Source organism: Nitrospinota bacterium (assembly GCA_009873635.1).
GTDB lineage: Bacteria > Nitrospinota > Nitrospinia > Nitrospinales > VA-1 > LS-NOB.
Genome location: WAHY01000004.1, coordinates 143,785 through 155,696, shown reverse-complemented (window position 1 = coordinate 155,696; position 11,912 = coordinate 143,785). Strand labels below are relative to the sequence as shown.

Annotated in this window: 9 protein-coding genes and 1 pseudogene (1 of these 10 running past the window's edge); 6 read left to right on the top strand and 4 right to left on the bottom strand. The window is 41.9% G+C overall.

All coding sequences use genetic code 11. The features are described from left to right. Nucleotides 1-206 (bottom strand): protein-L-isoaspartate O-methyltransferase (locus F3741_04390; protein ID MZG30039.1); only part of this gene is annotated, 206 nt, incomplete at its 3' end. Nucleotides 207-310: 104 nt separating this feature from the next. Next, on the bottom strand, nucleotides 311-625 hold the full coding sequence (locus F3741_04385; protein ID MZG30038.1) for a hypothetical protein: 315 nt from the start codon (nucleotides 623-625) through the stop codon (nucleotides 311-313). Between the two features lie 199 nt (nucleotides 626-824). Between F3741_04385 and F3741_04380 the strand changes: the two genes are divergently transcribed. Further along, nucleotides 825-1,688 carry a M20/M25/M40 family metallo-hydrolase gene (locus F3741_04380; protein MZG30037.1) on the top strand — a complete coding sequence of 288 codons (864 nt, stop codon included), beginning with the start codon at nucleotides 825-827 and terminating at the stop codon, nucleotides 1,686-1,688. A 6-nt stretch (nucleotides 1,689-1,694) separates the two neighbouring features. Next, nucleotides 1,695-5,693 (top strand): hypothetical protein, encoded by a 3,999-nt coding sequence (locus tag F3741_04375; protein MZG30036.1) that lies wholly within the window; start codon nucleotides 1,695-1,697, stop codon nucleotides 5,691-5,693. A gap of 15 nt (nucleotides 5,694-5,708) precedes the next feature. Here F3741_04375 and F3741_04370 read toward each other — a convergent pair whose 3' ends face one another. Beyond that, nucleotides 5,709-6,143 (bottom strand): hypothetical protein, encoded by a 435-nt coding sequence (locus tag F3741_04370; GenBank protein ID MZG30035.1) that lies wholly within the window; start codon nucleotides 6,141-6,143, stop codon nucleotides 5,709-5,711. Between the two features lie 125 nt (nucleotides 6,144-6,268). Then, nucleotides 6,269-7,159 (bottom strand): hypothetical protein, encoded by an 891-nt coding sequence (locus F3741_04365; GenBank protein ID MZG30034.1) that lies wholly within the window; start codon nucleotides 7,157-7,159, stop codon nucleotides 6,269-6,271. Between the two features lie 315 nt (nucleotides 7,160-7,474). Here F3741_04365 and F3741_04360 point away from each other — a divergent pair, with 315 nt between their 5' ends. The 4 genes and pseudogenes from F3741_04360 to trkA all read left to right on the top strand — a co-directional run. Next, nucleotides 7,475-8,539 (top strand): radical SAM protein, encoded by a 1,065-nt coding sequence (locus F3741_04360; GenBank protein MZG30033.1) that lies wholly within the window; start codon nucleotides 7,475-7,477, stop codon nucleotides 8,537-8,539. A gap of 227 nt (nucleotides 8,540-8,766) precedes the next feature. Next, nucleotides 8,767-9,816, top strand: coding sequence for an FtsH protease activity modulator HflK (hflK, locus tag F3741_04355; GenBank protein ID MZG30032.1), 1,050 nt, complete (start codon nucleotides 8,767-8,769; stop codon nucleotides 9,814-9,816). A gap of 2 nt (nucleotides 9,817-9,818) precedes the next feature. Continuing rightward, nucleotides 9,819-10,670 (top strand): protease modulator HflC, encoded by an 852-nt coding sequence (gene hflC, locus F3741_04350; GenBank protein ID MZG30031.1) that lies wholly within the window; start codon nucleotides 9,819-9,821, stop codon nucleotides 10,668-10,670. A gap of 84 nt (nucleotides 10,671-10,754) precedes the next feature. Continuing rightward, nucleotides 10,755-11,912: pseudogene (gene trkA / locus F3741_04345) on the top strand (Trk system potassium transporter TrkA); it runs 306 nt beyond the window's last position.

Genomic DNA, 11,912 nt, shown 5'->3' with positions numbered 1-11,912 from the left:
TCACCTTTCAATTCAAGAGCTTCAGTCATAGCACCCACAATATAAGGCTGCGAAAGCGTCTGGTTTTCACCTATAGGAAGAGGCGTGTCACCATAAGCCCGATGTTGCAGGGAATCCTGGGCAAACAAATGGCGAGGAACCCGGCTCATGGCTTCCAGCAGGCGCAAATCTTTGACTCCACGCTCAACCAATTGCTCTTCAACCATTTTTCGGCGTTGTCCGGCGTAGGACTGGATGACTTCCGGAGATAAGCGACTCATAATTTTTCCACGGACATGGATGTTTTTTTTCGCAAGTGGTATCGCTTCGCTCAGGACAGGAAACCGTTATCCGGTTCTATTTCTTCCCATCTTGATTTACGAAACGGATTCATTCCAGAGAGTGAATAAGGCAGGGCATTCATTTTTTTAGGGTTTTGGTAAAAAACCCACTCCCAGCAGCCTGACCGTTTGTCGTATTTAAGAAGGTAAATATTTTCATCATCCGCTTTAACTTTAAAATAAGACGAACCCTCCCCATACCAGCGGTCGATGATTTCCTCCACCTTGTAGCGACTGCCTTTCAAGCTGAAGGCTACCGGGTTTTCCTGTAATTGCGATCCTGTATAACATTCCACCTTAAGCATGAGCTAATGTTATGACTTTCAATAATAATTGTAAAGAGATAAAGCTAAGGTTCGCCCCCGGCAATGAAAAAACCATATCCAATGATGCTTCCGTAAAGAAGCCACGGACACAAAATTACTGTTATAATCCACCCAAGGCAAAGATTTTCTGTGTCTGGACAATAATTTTCTACTCCCTTACCAGATAAATGCCACCGCTATGACTAAACCGGAGTTGGGGAAAATTCGCAAGCACCTTGAAATGATAACAGGAGAGAGAAACCCCTTTACCCAGCCCGACCACCTGAAAAAAACAGCTCTTTATCTGGTCAATCAATTTGAAGAAATGGGACTGGAAGTCACCAGGGAAACCGTCGACCATGAAGGCACGCGATCCGACAATATTCTTGCCTTGCAACCGGGTGACAGCAAGGACCTTTTCGTTGTGGCGGCTCATTATGATTCTGTACCTGAATCTCCGGGAGCCGATGACAATGCCAGTGCTGTTTCGGCACTGATAGAAATTGCTCGAATCCTTAACCAAACCTCGCACAAAAAATCACTGATATATTCAGCCTTCACTCTGGAAGAATATGGTTTCATAGGAGCCAGACACTTTATCAACCATGATTCTGAAAGGGTAAAAAGAATTTCCGGTATGATCTCCCTGGAAATGGTGGGTTTCAAAAACTCAAAACCAAACTCCCAGTCTTACCCTCCTTATGTAGACATAAGTAATTATCCTGATACCGGGGACTTCATCGCTGTAGTGGGAAACGAGCCTTCAACGGAGCTTACAACAGCTATAGCGAAAGAAATGACACGTTCCGTCCCCACATTAAATGTGGAAACCCTCGTGGTTCCCGGGCAGGGAGAAAATTTCTCAGAAGTGAGATTGAGCGATCATTCCCCATTTTGGGACGCGGGCATCCCCGCAGTAATGGTCACCGATACGGCTTTCTTCAGGAACCCCAATTACCATACACCCAATGACACACTGGAAACACTGGATCTGGAGTTTATTCGAGATAACACTCAGGCAGTAGCCGCATTTCTGAATCAATATCTGAACCAGAAAAGCTGAGGTTTAATGAAGGAAGAATCTGAAAAAGAGAACGATGCTTCTTTAGAAGGAAGTTCCGAGGAGAATCCACCGGCTGAGAAAAAAAAGAGGTCGGTTGGGAAAATTCTGTTTCGCGGAATGATGTATATAGTTTTTTTCGTCTTTATACTCATAGCCGCCGCGGGAATTGTATTGGAATATTACTTCCCGGCAGAAGAAGCTCGAAAAATTGCCGAAGGTCAGGTCACTAAAATACTTAAACTTCCTTTCAAAATTCAGAAACTTGGCTTCAGCCTGTTAAGTGGAGCGCAACTTGACAACGTAATATTAGGTTTTTCATCCAACCCGATAGCCAGGGTAAGAAAAATCGTTCTTGATTATGACCTGACCAAACTTCTACAAGGAAAGCTGGTCATAAACCAGATTCTGGTCGATCACCCTCAACTGACCGCGATTTCGAAAAATGGAACGTGGAATTTTCAACCTCTATTGGAAATAGAGAAATCGCCATCCCCAACGCCCCCGCCTGACAAAGGGGAACCCATGCCCACCTTACCCGTGACGGAAATTGACATTAATGAGGTGAGAATCCGTGAGGCTTCTGCGAATCTTGATCAAGATGGAAAACTCAGCGGACATATTGAAGGACTCAGCCTGGAAGCCAAAGGCAAAGCCAGTCTCAAATCCATTGACCTGAAACTAAAAGTTATCATGAAGCCCGGGAACTCCCCCAATATTGGTTTCCAATCTACCCGTGAAGGAAGCTTTAAAACAAACCTGTTCACCGACCTGGAATTTTCTGCAAGGGATTTGCACCGGTTGTCAGTAACCGGCAAGCTTGGCTTGAAGCAAACCCAGATGAAGAAGAGATCTTTGCCGAATATAACAACAGAAATGGATGCGGAAATTTCCCAACAACCTGAATCTCTGAACTTGAAAAAGTTATGGGTTTCACTGGGGGAAGACAACCGAATAAAAATGAGAGCAAGTGCGGCTAACTTTTCTAAAGACCCATCTTTCAAGCTGGAGATTGAAAAAGCAACTTTTCAACTGAATGAGCTCCTCAATATGGGGAAACCATGGCTCCCGCCGTTATCAGGCAAAGGGATCCTGAATGCAGAGGCATTAAAAATCAGCGGCAACCTTCCCGGTTTTAAATTGGAAAAACTAAAGATAGAGGGAGGAACCCTCTCAACAGAAAATTTATGGGCAAACTACCCTGATCAAAAACTTCAGCTGGTAGATCTGGACACTAACATTGAGTTAAAAGAAGTAGTCCTTGAAAACTCTCAGTTGGCAAATACGTCTCTCAACATCAATTTGCAATTGGAGAAGGGAATTGCGGATAAGGCAGAAATCAAAAACTGGAGACAGTCTCTAAACTTTACCGCCAAAGGAATTGAAGATGTGCTTTGGGAATTCGGCACCAACATAAATTCCCTGCATTATGACCACCCGGAAGCTAAAGACATCTACCTCCCGGCCCAGGTGAACGGTTCCGGGCATCTCATAAATCACAACCTTAACAACCTTAAAATTTCCTATAAACTGGGAAACCTTGCCAACGGGGCAATAGCGGGAACCATAAAAAATTTCGGGAAAGACTCTGTACAACTTGAGCAAAACTTCAGCTTGAATCTCCCCGAAGCGGCAAACCTTCTTCCTCAAAAATATTCCTCAAGCATTCCAGAAAATTTGCAAGGAACTGCCCGGGCAGAAACTACAATAAGCTGTAAATTAGACGACAGCTTCATGCCAACACAATTGCAAGGAAAGGCAAACCTGGAATTAGCAGGACTGACGGCCCACGTAAAACAACCTTCGATTAAAATCAACAACCTCAACACCGGCACCAGTTTCCCCCTGGAGTTTGATGCCAATAAGGGAGTAAAAATATCGAATTTGGAATTCCACACAGAGCTTAATAGCGCAGAAGCTTTGGAAAACTGGGAAGTCGGCAAAATAAATATCAAGACAAATTTAAAAACTCAAGGCTTCCATCAATTAAATCCCCAGTTCGGTACTATTCCTATCAAGATGGACACTCGCATCGAGATGGCAAACCTGAGCGGCCCCATCCTATCCCTTGCCAACCTGAAAACCGAAACCAATCTTAAAGCCGATGTATTATCCGATGATGTTCGCAATACCCGGATAAAGGGCAACCTGTCTTTCGATCACCTGTTGGTCAAGGAGATGTTAAAAAGCAATGACGTGTTTTCAAGATTTAATCTGGATGTGCATGATAAGTCCCTGACCCGGGTTCGTCTGTCACAAAAAACCCAAATCAACAAACCCTCTTTTCATCAAAACGATATGGATGTTGAATTAAAGTCGGTGAGCCTTGAAACTTCAAGCAGGCAAAATCTTAAACTGGGAAACGTGAACCTTGACAACCTTTCATTGAAAATCCCAGGCATGTTCAATTCCCGGTTAAAAGCAACTCTTAAAGAATGGGGAAAAGATTTCGAAATCGATGGGAAAATTGAATCACTGAAACTGGATTCTGTATGGAATACACTTCCTGAAAACTTGAAGTCAGGGCACGAAAACCTGCAAACCGGAGGAACTCTGGTCGCGAACCTGCAAGCCAAGGGGAGTCTGCCTGAAAACAAAGAAGCACCCGCCCTGCAAACGCTCACTTCTTTAAAAACCAAGGCAGAGGTTATCCTCAAAAATGGTTTGGTAGAGGGACTGGTTCTCGGTGACCAGAAAATCAGTGCCGGATCCCTTAACCTTAAAACCAAGCTGATCTCTGAAAATGGCAATGGGGAGTTTTCAGGAAAATTTTCTGGAAGGCTGGAGGGACTGACAGGTGCTCCACTTAAACCAGAATTTGGCTTCAATTATGCTCTCACCAATATGGATCATTTAAAAATAAAACAACATCAATTGAAATTAATGGGTAAAGGGGTGGAACATTCTGTGGAAGGCCATATCGATGGATTAAAATCTTTCATCAATGGGCGAAATCCTGTTCAACCTGAAGAACTCTTAAGGAAACTGGATATCAAGCTTGGTTCTACAAACATTCTCAACAGCACCCAGGCAACCACTTCAACCCCGTTGTATGGTGGCACGAAAGTTAAAGGAACACTGATATCAAAAACAGAATTCCTACAAAAAGCCGGGAAATCTTTAAACCTGAAAGGAAGTATGGGATTTGATAATTTCAGCCTTCACCTTCCTTCAGGGGTTGTGTTGAAAAACCTGAACGGCACATTCCCCTATACAAAAACAATGATCCTGGATATGGAACAACTTAAAGACAAACCCGTTGGGTTTTCCCCTTCGCAAAAAAAGTTCTTCACTCCCTTAAGAAATTTCTCACGCTATAAAAATATCCTCCGTGCTGACTCACTGGAAGTTAATGGACAATCCATTAACAATATAGGGTTGGACGTAGTGTTCAAGGATAACCAGTTTATGACTGAAAAGTTTATTTTTGATGTGCTGGGAGGGACTGTGGGAGGCAACCTTTTTCTGGTCCAGAACAGGCAGGGTCCGGTTATAAAATTTTCAACAGAATTCGCCGGCATCGACTCTTCAAAACTTCTTCCCATATCAACAGAGAATGACATCGACTCCAAAATAGACGGCAACCTGCAAGTAGAATTAAAAATCCAAGCCGGGTTGGAAGGCCAACCAGTAACTCTTGATCAACTGAGTGTCAGTATCGCCATCACTCGAATTGGAGCGCAAACTCTTGACCGGCTACTTCTGTTTCTTGACCCGGAAGAAAGTAAACCTGCAATTATGGATACCCGTGCAAAGCTCAAATTGGCAACCCCGCATAGGGTGAAGATCGTCCTGAAAAACGGCAACCTGAATTTCGAAGCATGGCTTAAAAGTGATCTGCTTGGTATTATCAAAGCCCCCGAACTTAAACGGGTTCCCATAGCCAGGCTAAAACGGTTCAACACCATCAACAAAAACTTGCAATCCCTTAAGAGCCTGGAAAAAATATCAAACTATCTCTCTGCAAGAGAACTTCAGTTTGAAGAAGGTAAATTAACATTGCATTAGCATACCGTTTTTCTTTTATCTCCTTCTGCGCTGGCCACCTCCACGATTAACCCTGCCCTGCCCGCCTCTTTGACCACCGCGTTGCTGTCCTATGCCTTGTCGCCCACGGCCCTGACCACCTCCCGGTCGCCCAATTCCTGGCTTGCGACCTTGACCGCTTCCCGGTCGCCCAATTCCTGGCTTAAGACCTTGACCACCAGATCTTTCTTGCAACCCTTCTTTTCTTTGTTCCCTTCGCTCCTTACGTTTTTCTAAAAACTCGCCCCTTCTTTCTTTTAAATTCTCTAACCTCTCTCCCTTTCGTTCCTGCTGAGCATCTCGGCTTTTTTGAAGATTTTTTTGAATCCCATCTTTCTTATTGAATGTCTGACAAAACCCTTTTGTTGGATATAATCCAACAATCAAAACAAATCCTAGTCCTAATACCATCAGCTTAGAGTTTTGCATCATTCCCCCGTTTATAAAAAATATGTAACTAGAAAAAAGCCCACCTTACGGCAAGGTCTTGACAAATCATATATCCTAAAGAATTCCAAACTCTAAATTCCTCTAAATTCCTTTGAGATAATGACCTTTTACTTTGATGAACCCTTAAGCAGTTCTTTCATTACCGACTCAGCCTCTTCCTCTACTTCTTCTTTCTTCCTCCACTCCCATACTTTCAAATGAGATCCCATATAATAAGAATGGTCTAAAAGGGATTCTCCATCCATTGCTCCCCATCTACCATCTTCAACTTCAGTCAGAGCTTCATATATTGGATTTTCTACAGAAGTAAAAAAAAGTTCCATGTCTTCATTACTGATTGGTTTACCTAGCAAAACTTTAATGGCGGTATCTTCCATCTCAAAATCATCTTTAATAGACTTCAAAGCTTCTTCCCTAGTTTTGCCAGTCTGCAGACTTTTTTCAATTTCCTCTTCAATGGCTTTATTTCTCTTGGCAAAAGGATAGTGCGCATAACCCAGTTCATTTCCAATATGAAAGTCCAAATCTGGAAAAAACAAATAAACCCAGTCATCGAAATCAATCTGGACACCTTCAGAAGCACCATATTCTCTTGCTTTTTCAGGTTCATCTAGAACCAATTGATTATAAATTTTCACAAAGCGTTTCATACTGTCGTGCACTAGGGCATGGTAGTAGGCATTCATTCGATACCAATTGGTACTGGAGTTTTGACCATTAGAAAGTTTCCTGAGCAAGAGCATGATTTTTTCTGCATCTCCAAATCGATGTGATATTGGAAATGCATTTCGAAGATATTTGTTTAGCTCTTCTTCATTTCCATCTGCTTTTTGAATATTGAGCTGCAAGTGATTTTTGGCGTAATCCAAGGAATGGTGTACTAATCGCTCGTGATTTAGTTTCCTTTGGTATTCCATATATTGCTTGAACTCATCGTTTTCAGACTCTTTAGAGTTTTTAGGCTTGTTCTGGGTTATATCTTTGGCAAAAGCTAACATATTTCTCTCTTTTAAATTAGGTGTGGAAAACCTTATTCTGACCCTTTAAGAAGTTGATTTCAAGATATTTTCAGGCTTTCTTTTTTTTGCAAATCTCAGACAAATCACTAAAAATATAAGAATTATCTTACAATATATAAGATAATTCCTATATAATGTATTTATCCTCCTCGTTTTTTAAATTATTACGCAGCTTCTCTAAGCGTTTAGGCTAGACTCATTGCGAGATAACATCAGCAATAGACAAGTTTAAAATCGGTTTAAACTTGCAGGGTTGAGATACTCCTACCGACAAAATAAGGAAAGGAGCGGCCCATGAATATTATTTTAAATAGCTATTGCAATTTAAAATGTAATTATTGTTTTGCCGATGAATACATGGAGGAAAATGTCAAGACTCCTGATAAATCGATGGATTATAGTTTTTTCCTAAACAAACTTTTACCTCGAATTAAAAATGCCTCACTCATAAATTTTATGGGGGGAGAACCAACCCTACACCCCCACTTCAACGATATTCTTTCTAAAACTCTGGAAGAAATGCAACCCTTTACTTTTCTTGGGGTTTTTACCAATGGTCTGATGCCAGATAAAGTTTTAGACCTGCTTTTGCATACTGTCGGTCGAGGAGGAAGTATAGAGCGCCAAATTCAATTCTCAGTGCTTCTTAACTGGCAGACTATGGAAAACATATCTGAAAAAAATCATGCTCGGTGCCTAGAAGTAGCAGAAACCATTCTCAGTAAAAATGGATACGGGCTTATGTTCAGCCTCAACCTATATTCCATAGAACAGGATTTATATAAACAGTGTTTGGAAATTGATGAAATCTATCAAAACTTGGGATTACCAGCAGGACAAAAATATAAAGTACGCGTCAGCCCTGCATTCCCAATAGTCGGTGAAGAGAGCAATCACTCATTACCTATAAAAGATTATCCGAAAATGGGAAGAATGATGCTGGATATAATTAAAGAGTTTCCACAAATGTGTTTTCGTTTTGATTGCTCATTTCCTCCTTGTCTTTTAGACGAAATTGAAGAAGACGAATATCCATTGGTTGAACAATTTTATTTTCATGGCAATCAGTCAGTCCCAAATATCACTGAATGGAAAGACAGGGATTTTTATTTTGGCTGTGCTGATGATAGCCCTATGGACATAGATCCAAAAGGGGATTGCTTCAATTGTTTTCCATTCCATGATAAGAAACTTGGAAATATCCAAGAATTTCAGCAGATTAATGAACTTTCCATTACCAAAATGCATACCGAATTTCTCGATAATGCATTTAAAGCAGAGCCAAATGAGCCTTGCAAAAGTTGCCCACATTACATGGTACGTTGTTCAAGCGGATGTTTTGCCTACAACTTTACCTGATCGATTCAACTAGTTTGTTACTTTTCTTACAAACTCAAACTCTATGCTCTATCACCAGTACAACTTTACGCATGAACCTAATAAACATTCTTTGCATTCGTAACCCATAAGATTAAATCATTATTACAATTACATTTTTTGACTCTAGCCTTGCGATTGACAACACCTTACCAGTTTGATAGCGTAATCTAATTAAAATATTACTAATTTACTTTTTATCTAAAAATATGCCCTGGGACGATTTACACGAGCCAAAAGGACCTGAAGACAGATTTAAAGGTAACCGAGGTCAAGGTGGCGGTGGCTCTCAAAAACCACCTTTTGATATTCCACAGATTAAGGTTCCTCAATTTAAGCCATCCATGTTACTGGGTATAATACTCCTCCTTCTGGCCGTATGGATTGTACCTGGAACCTTCTATTTTGTTGAACCAGATGAAGAAGGAGTGGTTACAAGGTTTGGAAAATTCCACCGTACAACTTCACCTGGTTTACACTTTAAATTTCCTTCTCCTATAGAACATGCATCAACACCAAAGATTCGCCAGGTGCGTAGAGCGGAAATTGGATTCAGAGCTTCGGATGGAAGGCCCATGCAACGGGTTCCTGCAGAGTCTCTCATGCTAACCGGCGACCAAAATATTATTGATATAAACCTCGTGGTCCAATACCGGATCATGGATTCAGTTCAATACCTTTTTAATGTTCGCCGACCCCATAAGCTGATTCGTGATTCCGCGGAAACAGTCATCAGGGGAATAATAGGCAGCAAGAAAATTGACGAGGCGTTGACCACCGGTAAAGCCGAAATTCAAGTCCTCGCAAAGGATCGAATTCAAGAGCTCCTGGACAGATACGAATCCGGTCTTCAGGTGGTAACCATTCAACTTCAGGATGTACACCCTCCTGAGCAGGTTGAAGCTGCGTTTAAAGACGTTGTCAGTGCCCGTGAAGATAAAGAGCGAATGATTAACGAAGCGCAGGGTTATCGAAACGCTGTCATTCCAGAAGCACGTGGACAAGCTGCAAAAATAGTTCGCGAGTCAGAAGGTTATAGGGCAAGAGTTGTAAAAACAGCTGAAGGTGATGCCAAGCGTTTTCTTCAACAATACGAGGAATATAAAAAAGCCCCCGACATTACACGCAAGAGACTTTACCTAGAAACCATGGAAGAAATTCTCCCAACAATAGAAAAATTCATTATGGAAGACAAAAAAGGTGGTGGCGTTTTACCTATTCTCCCTCTGGGTAATAAGTTGATGGGAGGTAATAAATAACCATGAAACAAAATTCTCTAATAATAACCGTCATCCTTGCGATTGTTATTTTATCTTCGTCCATGTTCACGGTGCATATGACGCAAAACGCAGTGGTTTTAGAATTACAAAAACCTAAAGAGATCATTACCGAACCTGGGCTTTACTTCAAGATCCCTTTCTTTCAGCAAGTCCGCTACTTTTCCAGACAGTTGCTGGATAATGACTCAAATCCGGCAGAAGTTATCACTCGTGACAAGAAAAATATGTTGATTGATAACTTCACAATGTTTCGTATTGTTGACCCATTGAAGTTCTTGGAAACTGTCCGAGGAGAACAGGGTGCGAGATCCCGTTTAGACGACATTGTTTATTCTGAATTAAGGGTTGAAATAGGTAGACACGCCTTGATCGATATTGTCACAGAAACCAGAGATACAATTATGGCCAAGGTGACTAAAGAAGCTAATATCAAAGCTGCAGAGTATGGCATTGAAGTTGTTGAGGTTCGCATCAAACGGACCGATCTTCCACCTGAAATTGCTAATTCCATTTTCAACCGGATGAGAACAGAACGCGAACGTATAGCTATGGAGTATCGCTCTGAAGGAAAAGAAGAAGCCACTAAAATTCGGGCGGAAACAGACAAGGAAAAAACTATTCTGGTCGCCGAAGCCTACAAACAGGAGCAAATGGTCAGGGGTGAGGGCGATGCGATTGCAACTAAAGTTTATGCTGATGCTTTTAAAAAAGACCCCAAGTTTTATTCTTTCATGCGATCCATGGAAGCTTATAAGAACTCTTTAAAAACTGACACCACACTCCTTATGTCTGAGGATTCAGATTTTCTGGGATTCCTGAATAAATCCAAATAAAATTTTTCGATGCCTAATAGTAGACAGGCATGCAATATCTTTATTATTTAGAGTGGGAAACGTTATCTTTACTTAACCGATAGCATGAGAATACTCATTGTAGGTGCCGGTATAGTTGGCTATAATCTCGCACAGGAACTTTCACAGGAAGGTCATGATGTTGCTATCGTGGATCAGGATCCAGAAAGAACCCGCCGTATAGCAGATACGCTTGATGTAATGACTGTGGAAGGCAATGCCTGTTTGCCAAGTGTATTAATAAGGGCCGGCATTGAGTCTTCTGAAATGGTGATCGCTGTCACCGAAAAAGACGAAATAAACCTGCTCTGCTGCTTTCTCGCATCCCGGTTTGAAGTTCCCAAGCGATTCGCCAGGCTCCGCAACATGGAGTTTACGAACAGTGACAGGGTGTTCTCTTCTGAAGAACTGTTCGTCGACCAGGCTATAAACCCCGGACAAATCATTGTTGAAACCATCCTGAAAATTCTCGAGACTCCCGGCGTGGTCAGTGTTGCCGAGTTTGCTGATGGCGAAGTACTGTTAAGGGAATTTGATGTGCCAGAAAATGCCCCGATTGCCGGCAAAACCATTCAAGACATCCGTGCTATCACACAAATGGATTTGTTTCTGATTGTCGCCATTGTCCGCAATGGGGAACTGGTGATTCCAAAAGATCAAGATATACTTCAAGCTGGTGATAGGTTTTACACCCTCGTTGATAAAGAGTTTCTGCCATTTCTTTTGCCCATGCTGAATCGAACACTCGATCAGGTTGAAAAAATTATCATTTATGGTGCCACGTCCACATCAACACGATTGGCAAAAGCCCTCGAAGAGGATTTGCGCGACGTTTGCATCATTGAACCTTCCAGAGATAAAGCTCACAAAGCCGCTGACAAGCTTGAACGCACTGTAGTGCTGCATGGTAGTGGCACTGATATGGACCTGTTTAATGAAATCAACATGAAAGAAGCCGATTTTTTTCTGGCTCTCTCTCACGATGATGAGAATAATATTCTCTCAGCCCTTCTGGCAAAAAAGTATGGTGCCAAACGCGCTTTAGTCATCACCCATGACCCGGAATACCTGCCTATCCTGGATTCTATTGGAATGGATATCACCATCAATCCCAGGCTTATCACGGTCAGCGCTATTCTGAAGCATTTGAGAAAAGGACAAGTCATGTCTGTCTTCAAATTGATTGAAGACGCAGAGGTGATGGAAATCGGTGTGGCTGAAGAC

What these genes read in the sequence shown, in the direction of transcription:
- F3741_04385 (MZG30038.1), bottom strand. Translation starts at nt 625, where the DNA reads ATGCTTAAGGTGGAATGTTATACAGGATCGCAATTACAGGAAAACCCG.
- F3741_04380 (MZG30037.1), top strand. Translation starts at nt 825, where the DNA reads ATGACTAAACCGGAGTTGGGGAAAATTCGCAAGCACCTTGAAATGATA.
- F3741_04375 (MZG30036.1), top strand. Translation starts at nt 1,695, where the DNA reads ATGAAGGAAGAATCTGAAAAAGAGAACGATGCTTCTTTAGAAGGAAGT.
- F3741_04370 (MZG30035.1), bottom strand. Translation starts at nt 6,143, where the DNA reads ATGATGCAAAACTCTAAGCTGATGGTATTAGGACTAGGATTTGTTTTG.
- F3741_04365 (MZG30034.1), bottom strand. Translation starts at nt 7,159, where the DNA reads ATGTTAGCTTTTGCCAAAGATATAACCCAGAACAAGCCTAAAAACTCT.
- F3741_04360 (MZG30033.1), top strand. Translation starts at nt 7,475, where the DNA reads ATGAATATTATTTTAAATAGCTATTGCAATTTAAAATGTAATTATTGT.
- hflK (MZG30032.1), top strand. Translation starts at nt 8,767, where the DNA reads ATGCCCTGGGACGATTTACACGAGCCAAAAGGACCTGAAGACAGATTT.
- hflC (MZG30031.1), top strand. Translation starts at nt 9,819, where the DNA reads ATGAAACAAAATTCTCTAATAATAACCGTCATCCTTGCGATTGTTATT.